A 25493-nucleotide genomic window follows, 5' to 3' on the forward strand; every position below is an offset into this window, starting at 1 on the left:
TGATCGACTCAAGGCACCAGTGCGACGCACAAGGTGCGATTGCGCAGGCCGCTGATCGGGCGCGTGTACGGGAAGTAATAGGTTTCCTCTACCTTGAAGCCGGCCTCGATCAGCGCGTCACGCAGGTAGTCCCTAGAAATGAACCAAAAACCTTCGACTTTATCGTGGGCGGCAAAAGGCGTCTCGGGATCGCGGGGCGAATCGTTGGAGAACACCAAGGTCGTGCCGGATTCCATGTTCAGTTCCTTGAGCTTATCGAGGGTCGGCTTAAGTTCCAGCTCTGGATGAAACAAATGGCCGAGTAAGCCGTCGACATAGACCGATTTTGTGCTAGCAAGGGCACTGGGCTCCAGCTTGAAGAAGTCGGCTGTGTAAGCATCCACACCTTTTTTCCGGCTCAGGGCCACCGCTTCGTCGTTGAAGTCGATAGCCAGCACCCGGCGTTTGGCTTTAACCAGGTCTCCTTCGACAAAACCGTTGCCGCAGCCAATAGAGAAAATTGTCTCCCCTTCATTGGTGAGGGACTTGAGCTTGAGTCCCATATGCGAGCGATATTCTGCGTTGTAGGTGGACGGTGTAATAGAGTCATTGAATGCCCCTCCCTGTTCCCAGATCTCGTAGATGGTGGAATCCCTGTCGCCAAACCGGCGGGGGGTACTATAGAAATCTTCAACCTGTTTGAGATCCTGCACCATCTTCGTCATCTCTGTTTCTCCTTGCCTAGAGGGGGGTGAAATCACATTGCGTCGCTTTACATAAGTACACTTACAGGCTCTTGCACATATTCGATGGACTGCGCTGGCGTCTTGGCCAGCGCAGTGATCAGCGGCTGCAACGGCTGCAGACGTGCCGGTCCGTAAAACTGGTAAAAGGCAACAGCCGTCTCCGGATTGCCCGCAAGCAGGGCGTCGGATAGCACTCGAGCTAGCGATCGCAAGCCGGCGAGCAAGGCGCCGTGATCGACCAGCAGTTGCACGGATTGCCCACCTTCATGCTTCAGTGTCAGGGCGCCAAGCTGGACGAAATAAGATAATTGCAGGTACATCCCATCGCAGTCAGGGAAAAGCCCAAGTCCACGGTTGAGGTAACGCAGGCACTCTCCTAGGTAGTATTCAAGCACTTGCTCGGGCGGGATCTGCAGTGCAGGCGCCCAGACCTCGGCAAAGATTAGGATGCCGAAGACATCCGCTGAGACTTCTTGCAACACCACAGAGGCCCAGCGATTAGCGTCGTTCAAAGACGAGTAGGCAGTCTCTTTGCGATGGACGAAATGGCCGAGTTCATGGCTAAGCACTCCCAGTGTCGGGATGCGGCGCAGAGGCTCGCTCGTAACGTCAAAGTGGGTTCCGGTCGCTAGGAAGTGCTGGGCTAGCGGCGTCGCTAGATGCTCGACCATCGCTGCGTGGGTGTTAGCAAAGTAATAGGTCTTCTTGAATGGCGAGCGTTTGATGCCTTCGTCTTCCGGGAGGAAGTAGGCGACATGCTTAGGATGAAGGTTGCCTTCGCCGGCCATGAAAAACAGATCGGTGGCGGCGAAGGCGGGCACATCGCCCAGTCGCAAATGGGTATGCAGACTCCTGAGGTACGCGGGCACTTGATCCACCATCGCCATGGCCAATTCTACGTCCTGTTGCCGCTCCGAATTGCGCTGGCAGCCAAAGGCGCTCGGTAATCCTCCCTTCTGCTTGCCATACCAAGTGGCCAACTGCCCTGCGACCAGTGCAATATCTTCTTGCAGGCCAGAAAGGGTCTTGAGTATTTCGTCGTCGTAACCGAATTCAATGGCCTTCGCCCTGAGTAGCAAGGCTTGGCGATCATTCGTGCTCTGCAAATTATCACCCAGCGCCCGCAGAGCCAGGGCCACAGGGCGCGGGTCGCTTAAGCGGGTCCGTTCTGGCACGCCGTGAACTTTGGCATAGCGCCATTGCTCATCAATCGCGGTCTTAAGCAAGTCCAAACAGTCTTGCCAGGCGCCATCCAGACTTGGGTTAGCTGAGGTCAGGTCGAGCGAAATTAGCTGGTAACTGTCAGATGGGGGCCAGAACGTGTTGCGATAACCACGGTAAGTGGTGGCCTTGGCAAGATTTCCAAAATAGTCGAACCGGTTCACGCTCATAGTTACCCCTACATGCTGAAGTACGGCAGAAAACACTTCGCTATCATTAAGACGCAAGTACGCGCGGATAGACGGAGTGGAGTAGTGGCTTCTGCGCATTAATACTGACAACCATGCAATTGATGGCAAATGTGATACGCAGATTAAGTCGGCATAGCCTTGGCTTGTTGGCTAACGTCGGCCATGTTGGCACTAACGTTCAAACTTAACAATGCCAGATGGCGCAACGCTAACGGCCTAAAAATAAAGAATATATGGGTATAAGTATACACCTCTTTATTCATTAACACTTGAAGATTTGAAACAAATTTCAACTTCAACTACTTGTTTCGGAGATTAGCGTTATTTTTTTTTTAGCACAAGCAATGAGACAAAAAAAATTAATCAGTGCGATCTTTCTAAGTTATTTTAAAAAAATAACTTAGAAATCAATAACTTATATGCAAATTATTATGAGGCTTGTCGTTAAATATTTTCTTTCACTGTGCTAAGCGCGTCAGTTATTAATAAAAAAGAATTTGCTATATATGCCGCTACCATTTTGGTGCATAGATAAAGGTATGTGGTTTAGCGTGCACCATATTGGAGCATTTTTTGAAATTTCGTTTCATAAAGAATACATAGTTGATAAATTCTATAAATACAATTAGTTAGGCTTATGGAGTGAAATTTTACTTAATAATTTGTAAAAGATGGCTTGAGTTCGAGCGAATAAATAGATAAAAACAAAAAGCGATCTATTATATTTTGCCTGTTGGCCACTAACATGTGATCTAAATGGAGATTACCTTGCCAATTAAGGCATTGCCCGGTAAATAAAACGAAAGGAGCGTTATATGAGCGGTATGGCCGGCTGGGTAGACCTGCGTCACGGTGTTGGGCAACAAGCGAACCTGCCTCGTTCGGAAGTTCATAGGGTTGTTTTAAAGATGATCGATGCTATGGCCGGACGTGGTCCTGATGGGCAAGGAGTGTGGGTCGGCCCGGAGCTTGCGCTAGGACATTGTCGTACTCTGACCTCACGCTACGACTTCGATGAACAGCCTTGGATTAGCGAGATTTGCGGCGCTACCACGGCCATTATATATACTGGGCAAATCTATAACGCTGGGCAACTTCAGCAGGAACTCGCCGACCTCGGACCGAAACCGGATCGCTGGTCTTACGCCGAGATCATTCGCCGAGCCTATGTACGATGGGGGGCAGGCTTCGTCGAGCACCTTGAAGGTATGTTCGCTATTGCTCTTTGGGATGGCCAGAAACGCGAGCTGTTGCTGGCCCGTGATCGTCTCGGCCTGCAACCGCTTTATTATACGCTGACCGACGGTGGAATCATTTTCGCCAGCATCCCCACGGCTATTGAGGTTCATCCTCAATTTACCGCCAGACTGGACACTAGTGCGTTGGCAATAGTGCTGCAGCCGCGAATGACACTACCAGGCGAAACCCCTTTGCAAGGCCTGCGCGAACTGCCACCGGCCAGTGTATTAAGCTTCAGCGAACGCGGCCATACACAAGCGCGCTACTGGCAGCTCGAGAGCGCCCCACATACCGATAACTTCGAGCAGACTGCCAATCATGTACGCGAGTTGCTCGAGGAAGTTGTAGCGCGTCAGTATGAGCATGAAGTGCCATGCGCAGCGATGTTGTCCGGCGGGATCGATTCTACGTCGGTTGCCGCGCTGGTGATGAAACAACTGGCGACTCGAGGCGCAGGTTCAGCACTCGATACGTTTTGCCTCAAATTCGACACGGACGAAGATGCCTTTACCTCAACCGAACTGCGGCCGGACATCGATGCGCCATTCGCCGCACTGGCTGCTGAACACATAGGCACCCGCCATACGACGCTCAGTGCGACCATGCAGGATTTGCTTAATGTCATTCCGGCTACGCGTGTGGCACGCGGATTACCTGGTTGGGGCCAGTTTGATGCGTCGATGTATCTTCTGTTCGAACGCATGCGCAACAATTGCTCGGTGGCATTGACCGGTGAGGCCGCCGACGAGATCTTCGGGGGCTATCCCTATTATTTCAAACCTCAATTACTAGCCCGTGCGCAGTTCCCTTGGCTGGGGGATGGTCCGAAGCTGGCCGACTATCTGTCGCCCTCCCTAACCACTGCGCAGCGGGTGGAAGAGGACGAGCGTGCCCGCTACGACTTCTGGCTGAGTGAGGTGCCGCGTCTGCCAGGGGAAAGTACCGAGGCAGCACGCATACGCGAAGCTTTGTTCCTCGGCATGTCTGGGCCGTTGTCAGTGATCCTTGATCGCAAGGAGCGAATGAGCATGTCCCAAGGCCTAGAAGTGCGGGTGCCATTCTGTGATCCGCAATTGATCCAGTATGTATGGAACGTGCCATGGGAAATGAAGTCCCGGGGTGGGGTCAAAGGTTTGCTTAAGGCGGCGATGAACGACATCTTGCCGCCAACTACCTTATCGCGCAAAAAAAGCGCATACCCGCACATTCAGGATACCGAGTACGACAGGGTACTGATCAGCGAAGCGCGCTGGATCGCTACGAATCCGAAATCGCCTATTGCATGGATGTTCGACACCCCACGCCTGAGCGCACTGATCGAACAGATTGCAGCGAATCAGCTTAACGCATCGATGCTACCAGGCGGGGCCAGCCCGGCTCATCTGTTGATCCAGTTAGTGGAGATGCATCGTTGGATCATCGACAACCGGGTCGTGGTGTAAGACACAGGCAGCACGGAAGTGTGGCCTTAAGAAAAATAAGGAGGTGGCATGCTTGAATTTGTTCCTATTACCGATTCAATCGGTACCGAGGTCCGCGGCATCGATGTCAATGCCAAGCTTAGTGACGACACTATAGAAGCGCTTTACGACGCCTGGATCAGCAGCACCATCCTGTTGTTTCGCGGACAGTCTATGAGCCCTGAGCAGCAGTTGGAATTCAGTCGCAATTTCGGCGAATTGGTGAGCTATACACGCTCGCAATTCAGTGAAAAGACCCAGCCGGAAATACTCATACTGTCGAATATTACCAATAATGGGAAGCTAATCGGCTCACCCGTTAGTGGCCGGGTTTGGCACACCGACGGCCACTACCTGGAGGTACCACCGGCAGGATCGATGCTACACGCATTGGAAACCCCGCCGGAGGGTGGCGACACCTGGTTTGCAAACATGTTTGCCGCATACGAGGCATTGCCTGAAGCAGTCAAACATCGCATCGAACACCTCAAGGTGGTCATCAGCCGAGCTCAGTCGCGGCCCTACAATTATCCCGACCGACCTGCGCCCTCGGAGCAGGAATTGGCCGAATGGGTCGACGTTGCGCAACCGTTGGTGCGTCGTCATGAGGTCAGTGGGCGCAAGGCGCTTTACGCCGGCGGTAATGTGCCTTGGCGTATCGAAGGATTACCGCTGGAGGAAAGTGCGCCACTGGTCACGTTCCTCCAAGAGTTTTCGGTGCAGCCACAATTTACTTACCGACACGTCTGGACGCCGGGAGACATCATCTTATGGGACAACCGCAGCGCTATGCACAAAGCCACGGTGTACGATGATAAACATCGTCGTCTGCTGCATCGCACTACCATCGGCGCCCGCATAGCCGAGTCTCGGGACAGGAACCATCCTGCATGAGCGAATATGACTACATAATTGTCGGGGCGGGTGCCTCTGGCTGCGTGCTGGCGGCACGCTTGAGTGAAAACCCGGATATCCAAGTACTGCTGATCGAAGCCGGCGCCGAACGACGTAGCCCCTTGTTGTCAATTCCCGTAGGCGAAGTCCTTCTAATGGGCAATCCGAAGTACGACTGGTGCTTTGAAACCCAGCCGGATCCAACGCTGGGCGAACGCCGTCTGCAGATCCCCCGGGGGCGTTTACTGGGCGGGTCGAACCTAATTAACGGCATGATTTTCGTACGTGGTCAGCGCGAGGATTATGATGAGTGGGAAAAACATGGGAATGCGGGCTGGAGTTGGGATGAGGTTCTGCCGTATTTCAAACGTCTGGAAACTAGTGTCGACGTGCACGGCGCGGCCCGCGGTCAAGACGGACCAATCCATGTGGCGCTGCCCCGTGAGAGCGACGAACTGTGCGACGCCTTTCTTGAAGCCGCCAGCGAAGCAGGATATCCGCGTAACCCCGACTACAACAGCGGCGAGCAGAAAGGCTTTGGCTATTACCAAGTCAACCATAATCGGGGGCAGCGGTCCTCGGCTTATGGTCGATACCTGCTGCCGGCACGCAAGCGTGCAAACCTGACGGTTATCACCGAGGCACCCGTTCAAAAACTGCGTATGGAAGGCAAGCGTTGCATTGGCGTCGATTATCTCTCCGGCACATTGCAGTTCGCTAGAGCCCGGCGTGAAATTATACTCAGTGCGGGGGCTATTCAGTCACCTCAACTGCTGGAGCTATCGGGAATTGGCATACCCGAGGTGCTGGAAAAAGCCGGTGTCGCTGTACAGCATGTGCTATACGGCGTCGGTGAGAACTTTCGCGATCACTTTGCATCTCGTCTAAAGTGGCGCATTCGTCAGAAAATCACCTTCAATGAACGCACTCGTGGTTTCGCCTTATTCAAGGAAGCCTTGCACTACCTGACGCGCCGTCGCGGGGTGTTGAGCCTACCGATTGCTCTAGGGCATGGCTTTGTCAAATCCCGCGAGCAAGAGCCGCGGCCCGATTTGCAGTTCCATTTTGCACCGGCCAGCTATGGGCCCGGTTCCAGTCGTCGACTGGATACATTGCCTGGTATGACGATGGGGGTATATCCGCTGCGACCGGAATCTACTGGCAGCATCCACATCCATTCCAGCGATCCGTCGGTGGCGCCAGTCATTGAGTCGCGATTCCTAGAACATGAAGAGGATCAGCGGCGGATGATTGCGGGTATGCGCATCCTGCGCGAGATCGCTGCGCAACCGGCATTGCGGGCCTACTGTGACCACGAGTTGTCGCCGGGCACCGAGATCGAATCAGACGAAGAATTGTTGGCGTTTGTCCGCACCCAGGGTGACACCTCCTACCATCCGGTCGGAACCTGCCGCATGGGCACTGATGAGATGGCCGTGGTCGATTACCGCCTGCGTGTGCGTGGCCTTGAAGGTCTGCGGGTGATCGACGCCTCAATCATGCCGACGATGGTCTCGGGCAACACCAACGCCGCGTCCCTGATGATCGCCGAGAAAGGTGCGGATATGGTGCTACAGGATCACGCGTCGTCGTCGACATTTGGGCAGGAATTGTTCAGCATCGATGAAGGCGACCCCGAGGAGCTGCAGGTTGCTGCGCTACTACAACGGTCTGAGGATTATGCGCGCTCACTGTATCCCGCTGAAAGTGTGCACATGCTTGACGTGACACAGCTCAAAGGGCCAAGTGTTAGCTTCGTCGTCGCCCGCGAGTTGCACAGCGGCCAGGTGCTCGGCTGTGGTGCGGTTGTGAGCATCGGCGACGGTGACGCCGAACTCAAGCGTATGTTTGTTGCCGACAAGGCCCGCCGTCGTGGAGTCGGTATGCGCTTGCTCAAGCATCTGGAGCAACTGGCCCGGCGCAATGGTGCCAGAACACTGTTGCTGGAAACCGGCATAAATCAACCTGAAGCGATTTCGCTATATCATCGTGCGGGGTTTAGTGATCGCGGACCCTTCGCTGATTATCGAGAAGACCCTCTGAGCGTATTCATGGAGAAGGCTGTCAGTGAACAAGCCTGATGCAAGCCAGACCGGCTTCGCCAAACCAAGCAGCCGCTGGGTCGGGGGGGCAGGGATTCTGTACATAGCAGCGTTCCTAGTATTGGCCAACGCGAACGCGGTTTTTTCCGGCAATCTGCTGCAGCAGCTACATCCGTTTACCTTCTTGTTTTGGAGTTTCGTCATCACCAGCGGCTTCTTTCTGATGCGCTTGTTGCTCAGTTCCGGTACGCGTGGACTGGCAATCGACGCTAACGCTGCAGGCCCGCTGACCGTCCTGAATTTCACTACTGCCTTGAACTGGATCGGCTATTTCTATGCCTTGCGCTATATCGAACCGGCAATCGTTAGCGCAATCATGGGCGGACTCGGCCCGGTGAGCACGATCCTGTTAGAGCGGGTGGTGCGTCGGCGACAGCTGCCGCTTTACACCTACGCGGTGGCGGCGGGCATCCTGTCCGGTGCGGCATTGCTGGCCTGGGCGTCATTGGTGGGACTGGCGGGAATTCGTCCAATCAACGTCAGTGACACCCTGATCGGCCTCACCGCCGCCGCGGCCGGCGGCACATCCCAGGCGCTGAACACCATTGCCACCAAGCAACTGGGCGAACGCAGCTGGACCGCTACGCGAATCATGGCCCACCGTTTCTATCTGCTGATCATTGTTGCCGCAGTATTGACCAACAGCGGTCCTGGCTTTGTGATGGCCTCCAGCACGCAAGTCGGCGGCTTGGCGATTGCGACCCTGCTCGGGGTGATTATTCCGTTATGGTTGCTGCAGCGTGGCATCCTGCTTTCGGAACCCTTTATCGTGGCTGCGCTACTCGCGTGGGCACCGCTACTCACCTACGTCTTTCAAGTATTCGATGTGAGGATACATTGGTCGATGGCCTCTGCGTTAGGCTGCTCCGTGATCGCGATATTCACAGTGTTTGGCACGTGGATGAAATTCAAAGGAGATAGAAAATGACTCAAGCCAAGAAAAAGATCCTCATCGTAGTTGATGGTTATTCGTCGGGCTCACAAGTGCCGACACTGATGGCTGGGTTTGGCTGGAAGTGCGTGCACGTAAGCAGTTCAGCCAACCCTCCGGAATACTACCTGCGTACATACAACAAGGATGAGTATGTCGCGCAATTCGAATATCAGGGTGACATCCAGTCACTGGTTTCCGACTTAGAAGCTTGGCATCCAGCAGCGGTACTGCCAGGGACCGAGAGCGGGGTAATAGTAGCCGACCTCCTAGCTGCTGCTCTGCAACTGCCGGGCAACGACCCTTCGACCAGTCTGGCCCGACGTGACAAATACACCATGCACGAGCGCCTTAAGGCTACCGGCCTGCGCAGCATGGATCATTTCCTGGCTATTGACCGCGATGCCCTGAGCGCGTGGGCCAAGCTCGGCGCCTGGCCGGTGGTGATCAAGCCCCAGGCCAGTGCGGGCACCGATTCGGTGACTTTTTGTGCCGATCAGCGCGAACTGCTCGAAAGCTTCGACAAGCTCTTCGGCACTGTCAATCAATTAGGTGAACGCAACAACGCAGTCTTGGCTCAGCGCCTGCTGGTCGGCCCGGAGTATTTCATTAACGGCGTCAGCGGTCATGGTAAGCATTTAATCACTGAAATCTGGCGCGCCGACAAGCTGCCAGCACCGGGCGGAGGTTGGATTTATGATCGTGCCGTGCTGTTAGATCCGACTTCGCTCGAAATGCAAGATATTGTCGAATATGTCCACGGTGTGCTGGATGCACTGGGCATCCGCTACGGGGCCAACCACACCGAGTTGATCGTGACCGCCGACGGTCCAACGCTAATCGAGTGTGCCTCACGTTTGTCTGGCGGGCTGAATCGTTCGGCAGCAAACTACGCGGTCGGCGCCAGCCAGCTGGATCTGATGGGCAAGCTTGTCAGTGAAGGAGAGTCGACCATCGATGACATTATACGGACCTGGCAATCTCACCGCTATCCGCTACACCAAGTGCAGTTCATCTCCAATCAGGAAGGCGTGGTCGCGCGATCAACGTACGATGAATTGCTCAAGACGCTCAAAAGCAAGACTTGGCTTCAGCGCGCTCCGAAAGAAGGCGACATGGTGGTCAAGACGGTAGACCTGTTTTCCAGTCCCGGGATTGTGTTTATGAGTCATGCTGACAGCAATGTCCTACACGATGACTACCGGACCATCCGGGAGTGGGAGTGCACCTCGCGTCTATTCAGCGTCCGATAGCGCCTTGCGATGATGACTGCGCATCAAGCTGCTTAAGGTTTCGGTGCGCCATCGCATCCAAGCCCTCCGCGCGCAAAGTTGCGTTTCTACGTTTGAAAATCATCTGTATGATTCCAATGAATTCGACGTGGCAATAATACAGAATGCTGCTGGCTTAGGGATAGACACGCTAATGAAGCGCGTAAGCTGTGGCGTTACCATAGAACCTAAAGCCGGTACGTTTGATCAGATACTGACCCGTCATTACCTTCGTCTACGTGAAGATGGCAACAAGGATCTGGACACATGGCTGGTAGATTCAACCTCCATCAGCGTAACCTGGTCGGCCAGCGGTGCCGGCAAAAAGGGGGACCGCTAGAGCCCGGAGATCATGAGCTCAGCCGTAGTTGCGGCGGACTGACCAAGAAGATACACATGGTGTGCGATCGTCATGGTTTTAAACTCGACTTTTCTCTGTCAGCTGGCCAGCGCGCCGATTCGATTTATCTGACGGAACAGCTGGAAAAACGTCCGGCTGCCGGGTTGTTCTGGTCAACCCCGTAAACGCAGTCGTTACATTGTGACAGACAAGGGGTATGACAGTGACGCGTTACGGCGTTATTGCACACGTTACGGCATGCGCCCAGTCATCCCGCAGCGCCGTATGCATCGACGACCGAAACCGGGTCTTCCTCATCAGTTTGACCGACCAAAATATCGCCAGCGTAACGTTGTGGAACGCCTGCTTGGCTGGCAAAAGGAAAAACGTCGGCTCAACACCCGTTACGATAAGCTGGCCAGTAGCTTTGAACCAATGGTGACGCTGGCCTGCATCGAACGGTGCATGAGAGCCGACTTTTCAGACAGAATCTAGGTGTTTGGTCCCGCGAAGTGATGGTTCGGATTATCATAAAATCTGTCGGGCTCTTTTTGCCATTGTTCCAGAATAAATCCAATCGGTGTTTTGCCCTTGAGGGCTCTCAACGGTCGGGCGCTATTATAGGCCCATAGATAATATTTCAGATGGGATTGGAGCTGGCCTAACGAGGTGTAATGGAAGGCTCGAACCGTCGCTTCTTTGATGGTGCGGTTCATTCGCTCCACTTGACCGTTGGTCCAAGGGTGGAACGGTTTCGTCAGACGATGTTCGATACCGTGGCAATGACATATCACATCGAAGATATGCGGCTTGTAAGCTTCTGTGCCGGCCTTCCTGGCGAACTGCACCCCATTATCGGTCAACACTGTATGGGCGCGATAAGGCAGCGCCTGGAGCGTGGCTTCAAGGAAGTCAGCGGCCACCTGCCTTGTCATCTTCTGGTATAGCTGTGCATGAACGAACTTGGACGTTCGATCCACTGCCACGAAGAGATAGGCCTTGCCTTCGCCTGTCCGGATCTCGCTGATATCGATATGTAGGTAGCCTATCGGGTAATGCTTGAAGGACTTTTTCTCGCGCTTTGGTTCATCAACCCTGGGCCGCTGACTAATACCGTGGCGCTGGTAGAGTGGGTGCAGGCTTGAGCGGGTCAGGGAAGGGATTTCGCGCTGAAGCGCATGTAGGCAGTCATCGAGAGGCAACAGAGTCTTCTGCCGGAACGTGACAGCGGCGGCTTCTTCCAGCGGCGTCAGCGAGGTTGAGCGGGCATCCTTGGGGCCCATACACACATCCTCGACAGACGCCCGGCTGCGCCACTTACGTACGGTTTTAGGGTTAATGCCGTAGCGTCGGCTCAACGTCGCGACCGATTCCGTCGATCGCTGTAGGTCTTCTCGGATGGCGTGCGTGGTCGTGGCGCGTTGATGAAGTACCTGAGCCATGGATCCTCCTCTGACAAGGGTTCATACCTTAAACCACTACACTCCGGGACCAAACACCTAGGGGCGATATAGCCCATAAAGGTAGGGACGCTCACTACGTCACGATCATCAACTTAAGAGAATATCGCCAGCAGGTTGCCAAAACCGCGCTGGACGTTGATAACGAACTAACTGAATACTTGTGCTAAGTCACCCCGGGAGTAGAGCGTCCTTGGCGCAGGCGCCTTTAATAATCGGCTGCACAGCGACCTTTTTTCCGCCTTTTCTCAGCTCCACAACAGCGCGTTATGACAGAACGAACCCCCACCCTCTAGCATCTTAAGCGCCATCTTTTTGAATATCCTAATAAGGATTTCACCTCCATTGATGATATTCAGGCAGCAGGCGGCACCAGCCTCGGCAACACTCCCTCCAACAGCCGCGCCACATGCACCACCTTCATATCCTGATACTTCCCCGCGACCAGATGAAGCCCCACCGGCAGCCCGTTGTCATCCAGCCCGCACGGCATTGAGGCGGCGGGTTGCTGGGTGAGGTTGAAGGGGTAGCTGAACGGCGTCCAGTCCATCCAGTCCTTATAAGGCCCACCGGGCGGCACGTTATGGCCCGCGGTGAACGGTGATATCGGCATGGTGGGGGTCACCAGCAGGTCATAGCGCTCGTGAAACGCAGCCATATGGGCGGTCAGCTCGCTGCGCTCGCGTCGGGCGGCTAGGTACGCTGAAAGCGATACGTCCTGCCCACGCCGGGCAATGTCCAAAAAGCCTGGGTCCAGCACCGCTTGCTGTGTCTCGTCCAGCTTCTCAAGCGCCTGGGTGGCGCCCGCGAACCAGAGCGTATTGAACGTTTCCAGCGGGTTGTCGAAGCCCGGGTCGATGCGTTCGACCGTAGCACCCAGCGCTTCAAGGTGCGTGACCGCTTCTTCCACTTTCTTTGCGATGTCCGGCGCTACGTCCACGTAACCCAGGTTTGCGCTAAAGGCGATGCGGTAGCCGCTCAGGTCGGCCGGTGGGGGTGCTCGCCAATCGGGGCCTTGTGGGTTGCCCGCGTAGCCGTCCCGGCTATCCGGCTGGGCCATCACGCTTAACATTAGCGCGCTGTCCGCGGCGGTGCGGGTCATGGGCCCCAGGTGCGAAAGCGTGCTCATGGCGCTGGCGGGCCATTGGGGCACCCAGCCGAAGGTGGGCTTGATGCCGAAGGTGCCGGTAAAGCTGCACGGAATGCGAATGGAGCCGCCCGCGTCGCTGCCCTGGTGCAAAAGCCCCAGGTTCAGCGCCGCCGCCGCGCCCGCGCCGCCTGATGAACCACCGGGCGTCAGCCGGGTATCCCAGGGGTTACGGGTAATGCCGTGCAGCGGGTTGTCGGTCACGCCTTTCCAACCAAACTCCGGCGAGGTGGTCTTGCCGATCACGATGGCTCCGGCCTCGCGCAGGTGGCGGCTGATGGGCGCGTCCACCTCCCAGGGGCCTTCGGTCGAGGTGGTGGTCGAGCCCATGCGGGTGGGCAGCCCCTTCGTCAGGGTCAAATCCTTGATGGTTACCGGTACGCCGTCCAGCGGCCCGCAGGGCGCGCCTTGCTGCCAGCGCTGGTGCGATGCCCTGGCGAGTTCGCGCGCCTCACGCTCGTTGACCACGCTAAAGGCGTTGACCCGCGGGTTGTGGCGCGCGATGCGGGCCAGGCAGTCCTCGACGAGGGTTTCCGGGCTGAGCGTGCCTTCGCCAAACCGCGCCAGCGCTTCACCGGCGGTCAGCGTCTCGAAGGTTTCCTGGGAAGGCTTGGTCATCACGCGCCCCCTTCATCGGTACCCGCCGCGTCCAGTACCGCCTGAAGCAGCACGTTGGCGCCGGCGTGAACGTGTTCGGGCGTAGCGCTTTCGGCCTCGTTGTGGCTAATGCCGTCCTTGCAGGGGATGAAGATCATCGCCGCCGGCGCCACGCGATTGATAAAAATAGCGTCGTGGCCCGCGCCGCTGATGATCTCCTGATGCGAAAGCCCCAGCGTCTCGGCGCCCTGGCGAACGCGCTCGACGCAGGTTTTATCGAAAAACTCCGGCGCGAAGGTCGCTGTCGGCGTGAGCTCGTACTCGAGCCCGTGGCGCTTGCTGATCTCCTCGACGGCCTGGGTTACCTCGCGGCTCATCGCTTCCAGCGCCTCGGGCTCCCAGTGGCGCATGTCCAGGGTCATCTTCACTTGCCCGGGGATCACATTGCGCGAGCCCGGGTGAAGCGCCATGTAGCCCACCGTGCCCCGGCCGTGGGGGGCGTGGGCATGGGCGATACGGTTGAGCGCCTGGGTGACTTCCGCCGCGCCCATCATGGCGTCGCGGCGTAAATCCATGGGCGTGGGGCCGGCGTGGGCTTCTAACCCGATGAGCGTCAGGTCGAACCACTGCTGGCCGAGCGCGCCGATCACCACGCCAATAGTGGTGTCGGTGTCTTCGAGGATGGGGCCCTGCTCGATGTGGGGTTCGAAGTAGGCCGCGATTTCCTCGGGGGAGACGTCGTCGCTGCCGCGATAGCCGGTCTCATCCAGCGCGTCGCTTGCCGTCATGCCCTCGGCATCGGTGCGCGCCATCATCTCGTCGAAGCCGAGCTCGCCGGTAAACACGCCGGAGCCCATCATGCAGGGCGCAAAACGGCAGCCCTCTTCGTTGGTCCAGGCGGCGATCTCGACGGGCGCGCGGGTTTTGATGTCGTGCTGGTTCAGGGTGCGAACGACCTCGAGGCTCGCCAGCACGCCAAAGGCGCCGTCGTACTTGCCGCCGGTGGGCTGGCTGTCCAGGTGGCTGCCGGCCATGACCGTCTTGGCCTGCGGGTCGCGGCCTTCCCGGCGAGCGAAGATGTTACCGATGCGATCGATACGCACCGTGCAGCCTTCGGCCTTGCACCACTCGATGAATAAATCCCGCCCCTGGCGGTCCAGGTCGGTGAGCGCTTGACGGTTGACGCCGCCTTTAGGCGTTTCGCCCAGCTTGGCCATCTCCATCATCGAGGCCCAAAGGCGGTCGCTGTCGGTGGTCAGGTCGGTTGGGGTGGTTTGCGTCGCGGTCATGTTGTTCTCCTCGCAGGGTTAAGCGCTGAGGGCGCCGGTCGAGCGTTGTCTGTCAACAAATCGTGCAGTTTGGAGCGTTGATGTGAATCGACGTGAAGGCTGCCGGTCAGCATCTGGGCGGCCATCTCGGCTTCCAGGGCGCTCATGTGAAATTCCGCATCCGCCATGTGCTCGGCCATTATCTTGCGCACGCGCGGCGTGTCCTCGGCGCGGTAGGCCTCTACCAATTGACGGTGGTAGTCCTGGTTGGCCCGGTCGAACTGGCCGCGTTCGGGCACGTAAGCTTTCTTGATGACGACCAGGTCGCGCAGCATGTCGTTGAGAAACCGGCACATGAATGCCAGCAGCGGGTTGGGGCAGGCGGCCGCCAGCAGCTGATGGAACTCGAGCTCCAGAAACCGCTGATGGCGGTGATCGTCCTCGCTGGCACCACAGCCGCCGCAAGCGGCCATATTGGCTTCGAGCTGGCGGTAATCTTCCTCACTCAGCCGACCGACCACGGAGGCGGCCAGCTCCACTTCCAGAAGTTTGCGCAACTGGTACACCTGCCAGCTATCGAGCTTTTGAAAGTGCAGAAAATTGCGCAGCATGCGGCTGGCGGGTTCCATGCCCGGCTGATTGATCACCGCACCCCCTTTGGGGCCTGTTTTCAAGGTGATCAGCCCCTCGACCTCGAGAATCTTCAGCGCCTCGCGCACGGTGGCTTTGGCGCTGCCGTAGAGTTCCATCAAGGCTTTTTCATTGGGCAGCCGGTCGCCTTCACCGAGCGACTCGGCGGCGATCCAGCGCTTGATGTCGTCGCTGATCAGCTCGGCGAGCTTGGGGCGGCGGCCGGGCGTGGCGGGGTGAGTCATCAAGGCGCTCCTTACCGGTTACGCGCAGCGGTGGAAGCGGTATCGGTGGTCAGGCGCTCCGGGTGGTACTCGGCATCGTACTCTCTACGCGCTTGGGTGAAGCGTTCGACCACCTCGGTGTCGCGGCGCTCTAACGCGCGGCTCAGCCCGATAAACAGTAAAACGTTGAGCAAAAGCCCCCAGATACCGGCATGAAAACCGAAGGGCGCGCTCAGCGGGCCAAAGGTCATCAGCAGTACGCAGGCCACGCCCGCCCACAGGCCGGCCAGGGCGGCGGTGGGGTGGGCTCGCTTCCAGGCGATAGCGCCAACGGTGGGCACGATCAGCTGCGCGGTGCCCGCCAGCGCGGCAATGCCAATAGTTACCAGCACGCCGGGCACGGTGAGCGCCATGATGTAAGCAGCCAGCGAGAAGCCGACCAGCGAGTAGCGCCCGATGGTCACGATGCGTATCTGGCTCGCGTCCCGGTTTACGTAGCGCTTGTAGATATCCATGGTGACCACGGTAGACACCGCGTGGATCTGGGAGTTAGCCGTCGACATCGCCGCCGAAGCGCCCGCCGCCATGATCAGCGAGGCAAGCAAATAAGGGGCGTACTCCATCAGCATGATGGGCAGGATCTGGTCGGGGTTTTCCACGCCTGGCTCCAGCAGCACGCCGGAATAGCCCGAAAGCACCGAACCCACGTAGGCAATGGCTGCCAAACCCAGCAAAAAAGGCATCAGGTTGAAAAGCTTGCCGTGTTTGACCGAGTACATGCGCAGCCAGATTTGCGGGCCCATGAAGGCACCGATGGCGGTAATCGCAAACAGCGAGAACCACATGGGGTAGCCCATGTTGCCGTTCGGCCCCGGCAGGGTCAGGTGCGCCGGCGAGGATTGCTGTAGCTGGCTGAATAGCGCGACGGGCCCACCCAGCTGGTTCGAGATGTAGTAGCCCGCGTACATCATGCCGAAAAACAGCAGAGCGCCGTAGATCACATCGGTCCAGGCGATGGCGCGGATACCGCCGATCCAGACGTAAACGATGATGATGAAGTAGAAAAGCAGCGCCGCCAGCCAGAAGGGAATCAAGCCGTTGGAGGCGACTTCGATCAAGTAGGCGCCGCCGGTGAGCTGGATCTGCAGGTAGGGGACGGTAAAAAACAGAATGATGGCGGCCACGGTGATGCGCAGGGCCTCGCTGTTATAAAAGTCGCCCATCAGGTCCGAAGGCGTTAAATAGTCGAAACGCTTGCCCAGAAACCAGACCCGTTTACCCACGGCGTAATACATGAAGCCAAACAGGAGATTCCAGGCAAGGGCGGTGAGAAAGACCGGGCCGTTGGTGTAGAACGTGGCGTTGGAGCCCAGAAACGCGAAGGCGCTCCACCAGGTTGCCGCCACGGTAAAAAACACCGCAATACTGCCCATTGCCCGGCCCTGAACGAAGAAGTCCTCGCTGGTGGCCTGGGATTGGCGGGCCGATAGTACCCCAACGATCAATGGGATGATCATGAAGGCCGCAATGATAAAGAGGCTGCCAGACATTAGTTTTCTCCCTGATCAGCGGGGTGGTCCCCTCGACGAGCCGGTGCCGCGCTGCCCCAGTTGGTGAAATACGCCACCAAAAACGTCAGCGTTAGCATCAGCCACCAGAACAGATTCCAGGCCAGGAAGAAGGGGATCCCGAGCACCGTGGGCTCGATACGATTGGCCACCAGGATGAGGGGGCTTTCCAGCATTACAAAACCAAGCGCGATGGCGCCATACAGCCACAGCTTGGCAGGAGGGAAGTGCTTCATGACGAATTAGCCCTTTGTTGATATCCGCTTTATACGTAGTTGTGAGCGGCAGTCAGCACCGTCGAGAGCCGCAAGGGCGCCGCGATGTTTGACCTGGGTAGGCGTGCTTATCGGTTTTTATATTTATTCGTATAAATACAATAATTAGGGCTGTTCACAAAAAACGTCAAGGAGTGCGTGGCTGTCATAGCCACGTATTACGTATAAATTTACTAACGTGAACTAAAGAGAAATCTTGTTTGATAAACGTATTTCGTAACGCATGCTGACTTCATATCCCTATCGCTATGGAGTTTGCCACCGTGACGGATCTCTCCACGACCTCGCACGCTGGCGCCCAGCAAGGCGCCAGCGAAACGCTGAACCAGCACTACTGGATGCCCTACACCGGCAACCGCGATTTTCGCGCTCACCCGCGGGTGATTACCGGCGCCGAGGGGCGCTACTACATCGACGACCAGGGCCGTAAGCTTTTCGACTCGCTCTCCGGGCTCTGGACGTGTGGCGCGGGGCACAACCGGGAAGAGATTCAAAAAGCCGTTTCGAAGCAGCTCGGCTCGCTGGATTTCGCCCCAGGTTTTCAGATCGGCCACCCCTTGGCGTTCGAGCTGGCGGAGAAGATCGCAAGTCTTACGCCTAAAGGGCTCGACCACGTCTTTTTCACCAACTCCGGCTCGGACGCGGCGGACACCTCACTCAAGATGGCTCGGGCCTACTGGCGCTTGAAGGGTAAGCCGGAAAAGACGCGCCTGGTCGGCCGCGCCAAGGGGTATCACGGTGTGAACGTGGGCGGCACGAGCATGGGCGGCATTGGTGGCAACCGTAAGCACTACGGCCAACTACTGGATGTCACGCACTTGCCGCACACCCTTCAAGCCAACTTGGCCTTCACCAAAGGCCAGGCCGAGACCGGCGCGGAGCTTGCCGATGCGCTGCTCGACCAGATCGCCCTGCACGACGCCTCGAACATCGCCGCGGTGATCGTCGAGCCGATGTCCGGCTCCGCCGGCGTCATCGTGCCGCCCAAGGGCTACCTGGACCGGCTGCGCCAGATCTGTACCGAGCACGATATCCTGTTGATTTTCGATGAAGTAATCACCGCCTTTGGGCGCAGCGGCGCGCGCACCGGTGCCGAGGCGTTTGGCGTGACGCCGGACATCATGAACGTGGCCAAGCAGGTCACCAACGGCGCGGTGCCCATGGGCGCGGTGATCGCCAACAGTGAAATCTTCGATACCTTCATGCGCGGCGGCGGGCCGGACCACGCTATCGAGTTCGTCCACGGCTACACCTACAGCGCCCACCCGGTGGCCTGCGCGGCGGGGCTGGCCTCGCTCGAACTGTTCGAGCGTGAAGACTTCCCCGGCCAGGTGCGCGGTATCGCCCCGGCCTTCGAGGCGAAGCTGCACGCGCTAAAAGGCCGCGCGAACGTGGTGGATATCCGCAACTATGGGCTAGCCGGGGCCATCCAACTCGCCCCGCGCGATGGCGATCCGACCATTCGCCCCCGGGATGCCCATATGGCACTCTGGGAAGCCGGCTTTTACGTACGCTTCGGCGGCGATACGCTGCAGTTCGGCCCTCCGTTTGGCACCACGGAAGCCGAGCTCGAGCGGCTGTTCGATGCGGTGGCAAGTACCCTGGATTCGTTGGCATAACCGATTGGAGTAAAGCGATGAGCGTTGTTTCTCATTTCATCAACGGCGAGCGCGTCGAAAGCCCGCGCACGCTGGACGTCACCAACCCCTCGACCGGCGAAGTCATCCGCCAGGTGTGCGATGCAAGCGCCGAGGATGTCGAGCGCGCAATCGAAGCCGCCCAGGCCGCGTTCCCGGCCTGGCGCGATACGCCCCCGGCCAAGCGCGCCCAAGTGATGTACCGCTTCAAGCAGCTTCTCGAAGACAACGAAGAGCGCCTGGTGCAGCTCGTTAGCGAAGAGCACGGCAAGACGCCGGAAGACGCCCTGGGCGAGCTCAAGCGCGGCATCGAGAACGTCGAGTACGCCTGCGGCGTGCCGGAGCTTTTGAAAGGCGAGTACTCCCACAACGTGGGCCCAGGGATAGATGCCTGGTCGAACTTTCAGCCGCTGGGCGTGGTGGCCGGCATCACGCCGTTCAACTTCCCCGCCATGGTGCCGCTCTGGATGTATCCCATGGCGATCGCCTGCGGTAACTGCTTCATTTTGAAGCCCTCGGAGAAAGACCCGTCGTCCACCATGGCCGTGGCCGAGCTTTTGAAAGAAGCGGGCCTGCCGGATGGCGTGATGAACGTGGTCCACGGCAGCCGCGAAGCCGTGGAAACCCTGCTGGACGCCAAGGCGGTGAAGGCGGTCTCGTTCGTGGGCTCCACCCCGGTGGCCGAGGCGATCTACACCCGCGGCACCGCCAACGGCAAGCGCGTCCAGGCCCTGGGCGGGGCGAAGAACCACGCCGTGGTGCTGCCGGATGCGGATCTCGACAACGCCGCCAACACGCTGATGGGCGCGGCGTTCGGTAGCTGCGGCGAGCGCTGCATGGCGATTTCGGTCGCGGTGTGCGTGGGCGATGAAACCGCCGACCGGCTGGTGGACGCCATGCTGCCCAGGATTGCCGATCTCAAGGTTGGCCCGGGAACCGACAAGGGCCTGGACATGGGCCCGCTGGTCACCGCCGAGCACCGCGACAAGGTGCTGAGCTTTATCGAAGAGGGCGTGAACGCCGGGGCAAAACTGGTCGCCGACGGCCGCGAGCTTACCGTAAAAGGCCATGAAAACGGCTACTTCGTCGGCGGCTGCCTGTTCGATAACGTCACCGCGGATATGCGCATCTACCAGGAAGAGATCTTCGGCCCGGTGCTCTGCGTGGTGCGCGTGGGCAGCCTGGACGACGCCATGCAGCTGATCAACGACCACGAGTACGGCAATGGCACGTGCCTGTTCACCCGCGACGGCGAAGCGGCGCGCCGCTTCACCGACGGCATCGAAGTGGGCATGGTCGGCGTCAACGTACCGCTGCCGGTGCCCGTGGCCTACCACAGCTTCGGCGGCTGGAAGCGCTCGCTGTTTGGCGATCTGCACGCATATGGTCCCGACGCGGTGCGCTTTTACACCCGGCGCAAGGCGGTTTCTCAGCGCTGGCCGTCGGTTAGTGAAGCGACCCGTGCGGAGTTCTCGTTTCCTGCCAACCAGAGTTGATGAGAAGCGCCAGGCGTTAGCGCCTGGCGCAGCGGCATTGAGAGCCCCATCCGGATAACCGGGTGGGGCTTGTTCATGTTAATCCGGTAAGTAGAGCGTGCCTTTGCCCACGAGTACCGCCTGGCCGCTCACGTCCACCAAATCGCCGTTCATTTCAGTCTCGATCACGCTAGGCCTGCCCATCTCGACGCCCTGGTGAATCATCCAGCGGCGCATATCACCCTGGGTAGCCAAATAGCCGCTAAGCGCCGCCGCCGCGCTGCCGGTGGCCGGGTCCTCGCAAAGACTATCGTGCATCGAGAACATGCGGCTGCGAATGGCGCCCGCGTTATTGGTGTCGGTTTCCCGCACGTACAGATAGACCTGCTCGGCGCCGCTCGGGGCGATCGTGGCGTTCCACTCGGCGGCGGACACCTGCACGGCGCCCAGGGCCTTGGCATCACTCAGCTCGACAAGATGAAACGCCAGCCCGCAGGAGGCGACGACCGGCTCGCCCATTACCTGGCCAGGTTCAAGCCCTAAAAGGGCTGCGGCCCCTTCGCGGCTGAGCGAGCTCGTGTCGATGCTGGCCGCCCGGGCGGTCGTGAAGGTGGCTTTTGTATCCGAGAAGCGTACGGCCAACTCGCCTACCGGCGGCGCCAATACCAGCGTTTGCTCCCGCTCGACCAGGCCAAGTTCGGCAAGCAGCTGAGCGGTACCCACGGTGGGGTGGCCGGCAAAATCCAGCTCCTCGATTGGGGTGAAAATGCGCATTGGATAGTGCCCGGGCGCTTTGGCCGTGCCCAGAAACACCGTTTCCGCCAGGTTCAGTTCGTGGGCGATCGCCTGCATGGTGGGTGTGTCGAGCGCGTCGCTTTCCAGAAACACCGCCAGCGGGTTGCCGGTAAAGGGTCGATCGGTAAATACATCGAGCAGGTAGTAATCAGCGCGTGTCATACGGGTCTCCTTTGGGCATTGAGCTGCGCCAGCACGGGCGCTTGGCCTCGCGATTGACTTGGGCGCGACTCATGCCGATATCGCGCAGCAGGCGGTCGTCGAGGGTTAACAGCTGGCGGCGGCTGCGGCGGCGTTCGCGGTACTTGCGCAGGGTAGCGCGAAGCAGGTTTAGGCTGAAACGGGGCATGGCGAGTCTCCTTGGGAGGGCTTTCCCAAGGTAACTGGCGCCTGCTTGAGGATACAGATGTAGGATTTATTGATTTTAAGATACAGAGGGCCGATGTTAGCGCTCTGTAGGGTAAAACTCCTTTAATCTGTATGGTCGTTGGAGCGTTCATCGGGAGACTGGTATGACGCGTTACGAGCAAGTGGCGGGTATTCTGCGCGAGCGCATCGAGCACAATATTTACCCCGTGGGCGAGCGGCTACCCTCGATTCGCGCCGTGTGCCAGGAGTTGGATGTGAGTATTTCCACCGCCCAGGAGGCGTATCGCCAACTGATGGATTCGGCGGTGATCGAATCAAGACCGCGGTCGGGCTACTTCGTTTTGGCCCGCCGGGCGCCGGCGGCGTTGCCTTCGGTGTCGCGCCCGGCCCAGCGCCCGCTGGACGTTTCCCAGTGGGACCAGGTGCTCGAGATGGTCGCCACTCAGCGTGACGACCAGCGCCTGCTGCTGGGGCGCGGCATACCCAATCTCGAGTACGAAACGCTCAACCCGCTTTCCAGGATTCTCTCGGGTCTGCACCGCCGCACCGACCTTCACGGCTTCAACTACGACAAGCTGATTGGAAGCCCGGAGCTTCGCCAGCAGGTGGCGCGCCTGGCGGTCGCCTCGGGCTGTTTGCTCCACCCGGACGACATCGTGGTCACCACCGGCTGCCAGGAGGCGCTGTCCATCGCGCTGCGCACCCTGACCCAGCCCGGCGACGTGGTCGCGGTGGATTCACCCAGCTTCTACGGCACCATGCAAATTCTCAAGGCCAGCGGCCTAAAGGCGCTCGAAATTCCCACCGACCCGCAAACCGGCATCAGCCTGGAAGCTCTGGAGCTGGCGCTTGAGCAGTGGCCGATCCGCGCCATTCAGGTCACGTCCACCTTTAATAACCCGCTGGGCTACACCATGCCCGCCGCGCGTAAGCGGGCGCTCTTCCAGCTCGCCCAGCGCTTTGACGTGGCGATCATCGAAGACGACATCTACGGCGACCTGTCATTCAGCCAGCCCCGACCGCCCACGGTGAAATCCTTCGATGACGATGGCCGGGTACTACTGTGCAGCGGCTTTTCGAAAACCGTGGGCCCCGGGCTTCGGGTGGGGTGGATGGCGCCGGGGCGCTACCGCGACCAGGCGCTGCATATGAAATACGTCTCCACCGGCGCCTCGGCCACGCTCCCCCAGTTGGCCGTGGCGGAGTTCGTCGCCAAGGGTTATTTCGATCGCCACCTGCGCTTTGCGATTCGCCAGTACCAGCGCCAGCGCGATGTGATGATCAACTGGGTGCAGCGCTACTTCCCCGACGGTACGGCCATCAGCTACCCCCAGGGCGGCTTTCTACTCTGGGTAGAGCTGCCCGCCGCGGTGGACTGCGTACGCCTGAACGAACGCCTGGCGCCCCACGCGCTTCATATATCGCCGGGGTCGCTCTTCTCCGCCTCGGGCAAGTTTCGCCAGTGCCTGCGGCTGAACTACGCGTTCACGCTCACGCCGGCGATGGAAAGCGCGGTGCGTACGGTGGGTGAATTGGCGGGGGAGATGGTGGAAGAGTCGCGGGCCTCGCTTGCGTAACAAGCCCCTTGGTCGCACCGCGCGTTATAATGTCGAGGTTCAAGCATTCCGCGTAGACGTGGGGTGAGTCGTCTATCAAGACGCATATAGTCTCTGCGGTTTAATCAGATCATCGTTTTGATTTACACAGCTTCCTTGATACCCAAAAAGCCCGGCGTCGCAGTACACCGGGCTTTATGGTTGGGTATTAGACCCAGTCAAGCAGTAGCAAAATTATCTATGTGATTCTGCTCTTTGCGCTCAGCCTGCCACAACTCGTAACTCGACTGCATTGCTAGCCAATGCCGGGCATTACCGATGCCACCATGTTCGAGCCTAACGGCAAAATCAGGGGAGATGCTGGCGCGCTCATTCAATACGCGTGATACAGCCGCGCGTGACATGCCCAGCTTTTCGGAAAATTCGGTGACCGTCAGTCCCAGCGCCGGAACGATCCGACGGCGCAATAAACTACCTGGATGGGGCGGGTTCATCATCGTCATTTTTTGAGTCTCTCTACTCTATTTAAAGGTGGTGCCATCCCGGCTACCGGCATCGCCGGCAATAACCTGTTCGGTGCACCTTGATAACCGTACCGAGCCAGTTATCAAGATGCGCCGCCACTAGTGGTAATCCAAATAATCGACAAGGGTTGCCTGGTCGCCTTCAAACGTAAATATGACCACCCAATTACCGTTTACATGCACCGAGAAAAAATCCTTTCTCTTGCCTTTCAAAGGGTGAAAATCCAACCCGGGCAAATCCATATCCTTGGGTTTTACGGCATCGTCCAGTGCTGAAAGTATTTCTCTCAAATCGACGACATGATCTTGCTGGACTCCCTGTGTTTCACCATGCGTGTAGAGCCGTTTCAAACCCTTGTGCTTAATCTTTTTAATCCTCGCATTGCTAACCCCTCCCATGTTGTGAATGTCGATAGCAATGTAGCGCGTAACGTTACACGCTTCAATCTGTACGTTGATTTCTTCATTGGTTTTTACATGCCGTTCCGTTCCCCGCCGGCGCGGGGGCGAATCGCTCTGAAACAATCAGCTAAACCGGGATAGCCACGTGACAGACGGCCAAACAATGCGTTATGAAGTAGCCAGCACGCTTGAGCGCTTGTCGAAAAACGTTATCCAAGGCAAACCACAAACAGGAGGTGGATATGACGTTACGCACACTAAGCTGGTTGACCGCCGCGACGCTGACGGTTTCCGCCGGCTTTGCCGCCGCGCAGATGGACGAGGCCTCTTCGGCGCCCCATGAGTTGCCGGAAGAGGTAGCCGCACTGGTGGGTGAGGCCTGTGGGCCGATCGACCCCGCCCGGGGAATCGCGCCGCAGCATCACGAAATCGAGGATGATCTGGTCAGTGGCGATTTGTGGCTGGTGCCGTGCAACGCTGGTGCCTACCAGACCACTTATGAGGCGATCTATCAGGCCGAGGACGCCGATCCGCGCAAGCTGCTCTTCGCCCAGTGGCGTAACGGCAGTTGGACCGGCGCCGATCAACTTTTCGACCCAACGTTCGATGCCGATACCGCGGTGCTGAGTGATCAGTACAAGGATCGCGGCGCTGGCGGCTGTGGCGGTGCACGCACCTGGCAGTGGCAGGGCGCCGATTTTCACCTCATCGAATACCGCGCCGCCGAAGCCTGCGACGAACCCGTCGAGGAGTACCCGGTTATCTTCGAAGCCGAGTAACGGTTTATCCGGCGCCTGTCGCTTGGCGCAGGCGTTGAACGTCGCACCTCAATACCCGCCTCGGCCGAAGGCGGGTTTTTTATGCCCGCGCGGCCAAGTGATGCCTTTCCCTTAATCGCTGGGCTTGCGCTCTTTAGGCGGCATTGCTCAGCCAGAGGATTAGTGAACGCGGTACGCTAGGGGTGGTTTTCCATTCAATTTTTTAATAACTAAAGTCGAATTAACTCGAAATGTAAGAGATTGCCTACACGCTATGTAAGTGATCGCTTAAAAACTCCTTATATCTTGCTTTTAAGCATCGCTCCTGTAGTTTTTGCTAATCCTGAGGGCAGGAAAATATCGCGCGGTGCGCCTGCTCTCGCTGACTCTCACTATCGCGCAGGGCGTTCGCTGCGAGCGCCATCCTGACCCGG

Annotated in this window: 23 protein-coding genes; 11 read left to right on the plus strand and 12 right to left on the minus strand. The window is 58.2% G+C overall.

What is annotated here, in order from left to right; all coding sequences use genetic code 11:
* Positions 1-8: 8 nt before the first annotated feature.
* Both ACWHRL_RS01930 and ACWHRL_RS01935 read right to left on the minus strand, forming a co-directional pair.
* The gene (locus ACWHRL_RS01930; protein WP_447895001.1) at positions 9-704 is read right to left on the minus strand and encodes a hypothetical protein; all 696 of its coding nucleotides are present in this window, start codon (positions 702-704) and stop codon (positions 9-11) included.
* Between the two features lie 47 nt (positions 705-751).
* Positions 752-2116, minus strand: a complete 1365-nt coding sequence (locus tag ACWHRL_RS01935) for a hypothetical protein (protein ID WP_447895002.1) — start codon at positions 2114-2116, stop codon at positions 752-754.
* A gap of 836 nt (positions 2117-2952) precedes the next feature.
* Here ACWHRL_RS01935 and asnB point away from each other — a divergent pair.
* The 7 genes from asnB to ACWHRL_RS01970 all read left to right on the plus strand — a co-directional run bounded on the left by asnB (position 2953) and on the right by ACWHRL_RS01970 (position 10869).
* On the plus strand, positions 2953-4818 hold the full coding sequence (gene asnB / locus ACWHRL_RS01940) for an asparagine synthase (glutamine-hydrolyzing) (protein ID WP_447895003.1): 1866 nt from the start codon (positions 2953-2955) through the stop codon (positions 4816-4818).
* Positions 4819-4866: 48 nt separating this feature from the next.
* Positions 4867-5730: a TauD/TfdA dioxygenase family protein gene (locus ACWHRL_RS01945; RefSeq protein ID WP_447895004.1), complete on the plus strand. Its 864-nt coding sequence runs from the start codon at positions 4867-4869 to the stop codon at positions 5728-5730.
* Positions 5727-7811 (plus strand): GNAT family N-acetyltransferase, encoded by a 2085-nt coding sequence (locus ACWHRL_RS01950; protein ID WP_447895005.1) that lies wholly within the window; start codon positions 5727-5729, stop codon positions 7809-7811. Before ACWHRL_RS01945 ends, ACWHRL_RS01950 begins: the two co-directional genes overlap by 4 nt.
* Positions 7798-8760: an EamA family transporter gene (locus tag ACWHRL_RS01955; RefSeq protein ID WP_447895006.1), complete on the plus strand. Its 963-nt coding sequence runs from the start codon at positions 7798-7800 to the stop codon at positions 8758-8760. Before ACWHRL_RS01950 ends, ACWHRL_RS01955 begins: the two co-directional genes overlap by 14 nt.
* Entirely contained in the window at positions 8757-10016 is a 1260-nt protein-coding gene (locus tag ACWHRL_RS01960) for an ATP-grasp domain-containing protein (RefSeq protein ID WP_447895007.1), read from the plus strand. The genes ACWHRL_RS01955 and ACWHRL_RS01960 overlap by 4 nt, the downstream gene beginning before the upstream one ends.
* A 285-nt stretch (positions 10017-10301) precedes the next feature.
* Positions 10302-10559, plus strand: coding sequence for a hypothetical protein (locus ACWHRL_RS01965; protein WP_447895008.1), 258 nt, complete (start codon positions 10302-10304; stop codon positions 10557-10559).
* A 16-nt stretch (positions 10560-10575) separates the two neighbouring features.
* Entirely contained in the window at positions 10576-10869 is a 294-nt protein-coding gene (locus ACWHRL_RS01970) for a transposase (protein ID WP_447895009.1), read from the plus strand.
* Here the strand turns inward: ACWHRL_RS01970 and ACWHRL_RS01975 are convergent.
* From ACWHRL_RS01975 to ACWHRL_RS02000, 6 genes are all read right to left on the minus strand, one after another.
* Complete coding sequence (locus ACWHRL_RS01975) at positions 10866-11816, minus strand: IS481 family transposase (protein ID WP_447895010.1); 951 nt, start codon at positions 11814-11816, stop codon at positions 10866-10868. The two genes, ACWHRL_RS01970 and ACWHRL_RS01975, sit on opposite strands and share 4 nt — an antisense overlap.
* Before the next feature lie 373 nt (positions 11817-12189).
* Entirely contained in the window at positions 12190-13599 is a 1410-nt protein-coding gene (locus ACWHRL_RS01980) for an amidase (RefSeq protein ID WP_447895011.1), read from the minus strand.
* Positions 13599-14867 carry a Zn-dependent hydrolase gene (locus ACWHRL_RS01985; protein WP_447895012.1) on the minus strand — a complete coding sequence of 423 codons (1269 nt, stop codon included), beginning with the start codon at positions 14865-14867 and terminating at the stop codon, positions 13599-13601. The genes ACWHRL_RS01980 and ACWHRL_RS01985 overlap by 1 nt, the downstream gene beginning before the upstream one ends.
* Positions 14864-15721 (minus strand): FadR/GntR family transcriptional regulator, encoded by an 858-nt coding sequence (locus ACWHRL_RS01990; protein WP_447895013.1) that lies wholly within the window; start codon positions 15719-15721, stop codon positions 14864-14866. The genes ACWHRL_RS01985 and ACWHRL_RS01990 overlap by 4 nt, the downstream gene beginning before the upstream one ends.
* 11 nt (positions 15722-15732) lie before the next feature.
* Complete coding sequence (locus tag ACWHRL_RS01995) at positions 15733-17250, minus strand: sodium:solute symporter family protein (protein ID WP_447895014.1); 1518 nt, start codon at positions 17248-17250, stop codon at positions 15733-15735.
* On the minus strand, positions 17250-17504 hold the full coding sequence (locus tag ACWHRL_RS02000; RefSeq protein ID WP_447895015.1) for a DUF3311 domain-containing protein: 255 nt from the start codon (positions 17502-17504) through the stop codon (positions 17250-17252). The genes ACWHRL_RS01995 and ACWHRL_RS02000 overlap by 1 nt, the downstream gene beginning before the upstream one ends.
* Before the next feature lie 377 nt (positions 17505-17881).
* Between ACWHRL_RS02000 and ACWHRL_RS02005 the strand changes: the two genes are divergently transcribed.
* Together ACWHRL_RS02005 and ACWHRL_RS02010 are read left to right on the plus strand one after the other, a co-directional pair.
* Complete coding sequence (locus ACWHRL_RS02005) at positions 17882-19162, plus strand: aminotransferase class III-fold pyridoxal phosphate-dependent enzyme (protein WP_447896141.1); 1281 nt, start codon at positions 17882-17884, stop codon at positions 19160-19162.
* Positions 19163-19179: 17 nt separating this feature from the next.
* Positions 19180-20676: a CoA-acylating methylmalonate-semialdehyde dehydrogenase gene (locus ACWHRL_RS02010; protein WP_447895016.1), complete on the plus strand. Its 1497-nt coding sequence runs from the start codon at positions 19180-19182 to the stop codon at positions 20674-20676.
* A 78-nt stretch (positions 20677-20754) separates the two neighbouring features.
* On the opposite strand, the gene ACWHRL_RS02015 is transcribed toward ACWHRL_RS02010, so the two are convergent.
* Positions 20755-21612 (minus strand): PhzF family phenazine biosynthesis protein, encoded by an 858-nt coding sequence (locus ACWHRL_RS02015; protein ID WP_447895017.1) that lies wholly within the window; start codon positions 21610-21612, stop codon positions 20755-20757.
* Positions 21599-21799 (minus strand): DUF1127 domain-containing protein, encoded by a 201-nt coding sequence (locus ACWHRL_RS02020; protein WP_447895018.1) that lies wholly within the window; start codon positions 21797-21799, stop codon positions 21599-21601. Before ACWHRL_RS02020 ends, ACWHRL_RS02015 begins: the two co-directional genes overlap by 14 nt.
* Positions 21800-21962: 163 nt before the next feature.
* On the opposite strand from ACWHRL_RS02020, the gene ACWHRL_RS02025 reads away from it, so the two are divergent.
* Positions 21963-23396, plus strand: coding sequence for an aminotransferase-like domain-containing protein (locus ACWHRL_RS02025; protein WP_447895019.1), 1434 nt, complete (start codon positions 21963-21965; stop codon positions 23394-23396).
* A 197-nt stretch (positions 23397-23593) separates the two neighbouring features.
* On the opposite strand, the gene ACWHRL_RS02030 is transcribed toward ACWHRL_RS02025, so the two are convergent.
* Positions 23594-23878: a HigA family addiction module antitoxin gene (locus ACWHRL_RS02030; protein WP_447895020.1), complete on the minus strand. Its 285-nt coding sequence runs from the start codon at positions 23876-23878 to the stop codon at positions 23594-23596.
* Positions 23879-23998: 120 nt separating this feature from the next.
* Positions 23999-24424, minus strand: coding sequence for a type II toxin-antitoxin system RelE/ParE family toxin (locus tag ACWHRL_RS02035; protein WP_447895021.1), 426 nt, complete (start codon positions 24422-24424; stop codon positions 23999-24001).
* Positions 24425-24543: 119 nt separating this feature from the next.
* Between ACWHRL_RS02035 and ACWHRL_RS02040 the strand changes: the two genes are divergently transcribed.
* A complete protein-coding gene (locus ACWHRL_RS02040) occupies positions 24544-25080 on the plus strand; it encodes a DUF1176 domain-containing protein (RefSeq protein ID WP_447895022.1) in 537 nt (178 codons plus the stop codon).
* The last annotated feature ends 413 nt before the right edge of the window (positions 25081-25493 follow it).

This window comes from Vreelandella sp. GE22, from assembly GCF_968212445.1.

What these genes read in the sequence shown, in the direction of transcription:
- ACWHRL_RS01930 (WP_447895001.1), bottom strand. Translation starts at nt 704, where the DNA reads ATGACGAAGATGGTGCAGGATCTCAAACAGGTTGAAGATTTCTATAGT.
- ACWHRL_RS01935 (WP_447895002.1), bottom strand. Translation starts at nt 2,116, where the DNA reads ATGAGCGTGAACCGGTTCGACTATTTTGGAAATCTTGCCAAGGCCACC.
- asnB (WP_447895003.1), top strand. Translation starts at nt 2,953, where the DNA reads ATGAGCGGTATGGCCGGCTGGGTAGACCTGCGTCACGGTGTTGGGCAA.
- ACWHRL_RS01945 (WP_447895004.1), top strand. Translation starts at nt 4,867, where the DNA reads ATGCTTGAATTTGTTCCTATTACCGATTCAATCGGTACCGAGGTCCGC.
- ACWHRL_RS01950 (WP_447895005.1), top strand. Translation starts at nt 5,727, where the DNA reads ATGAGCGAATATGACTACATAATTGTCGGGGCGGGTGCCTCTGGCTGC.
- ACWHRL_RS01960 (WP_447895007.1), top strand. Translation starts at nt 8,757, where the DNA reads ATGACTCAAGCCAAGAAAAAGATCCTCATCGTAGTTGATGGTTATTCG.
- ACWHRL_RS01965 (WP_447895008.1), top strand. Translation starts at nt 10,302, where the DNA reads ATGGCTGGTAGATTCAACCTCCATCAGCGTAACCTGGTCGGCCAGCGG.
- ACWHRL_RS01975 (WP_447895010.1), bottom strand. Translation starts at nt 11,816, where the DNA reads ATGGCTCAGGTACTTCATCAACGCGCCACGACCACGCACGCCATCCGA.
- ACWHRL_RS01980 (WP_447895011.1), bottom strand. Translation starts at nt 13,599, where the DNA reads ATGACCAAGCCTTCCCAGGAAACCTTCGAGACGCTGACCGCCGGTGAA.
- ACWHRL_RS01985 (WP_447895012.1), bottom strand. Translation starts at nt 14,867, where the DNA reads ATGACCGCGACGCAAACCACCCCAACCGACCTGACCACCGACAGCGAC.
- ACWHRL_RS01990 (WP_447895013.1), bottom strand. Translation starts at nt 15,721, where the DNA reads ATGACTCACCCCGCCACGCCCGGCCGCCGCCCCAAGCTCGCCGAGCTG.
- ACWHRL_RS01995 (WP_447895014.1), bottom strand. Translation starts at nt 17,250, where the DNA reads ATGTCTGGCAGCCTCTTTATCATTGCGGCCTTCATGATCATCCCATTG.
- ACWHRL_RS02000 (WP_447895015.1), bottom strand. Translation starts at nt 17,504, where the DNA reads ATGAAGCACTTCCCTCCTGCCAAGCTGTGGCTGTATGGCGCCATCGCG.
- ACWHRL_RS02005 (WP_447896141.1), top strand. Translation starts at nt 17,882, where the DNA reads ATGCCCTACACCGGCAACCGCGATTTTCGCGCTCACCCGCGGGTGATT.
- ACWHRL_RS02010 (WP_447895016.1), top strand. Translation starts at nt 19,180, where the DNA reads ATGAGCGTTGTTTCTCATTTCATCAACGGCGAGCGCGTCGAAAGCCCG.
- ACWHRL_RS02015 (WP_447895017.1), bottom strand. Translation starts at nt 21,612, where the DNA reads ATGACACGCGCTGATTACTACCTGCTCGATGTATTTACCGATCGACCC.
- ACWHRL_RS02020 (WP_447895018.1), bottom strand. Translation starts at nt 21,799, where the DNA reads ATGCCCCGTTTCAGCCTAAACCTGCTTCGCGCTACCCTGCGCAAGTAC.
- ACWHRL_RS02025 (WP_447895019.1), top strand. Translation starts at nt 21,963, where the DNA reads ATGACGCGTTACGAGCAAGTGGCGGGTATTCTGCGCGAGCGCATCGAG.
- ACWHRL_RS02030 (WP_447895020.1), bottom strand. Translation starts at nt 23,878, where the DNA reads ATGACGATGATGAACCCGCCCCATCCAGGTAGTTTATTGCGCCGTCGG.
- ACWHRL_RS02040 (WP_447895022.1), top strand. Translation starts at nt 24,544, where the DNA reads ATGACGTTACGCACACTAAGCTGGTTGACCGCCGCGACGCTGACGGTT.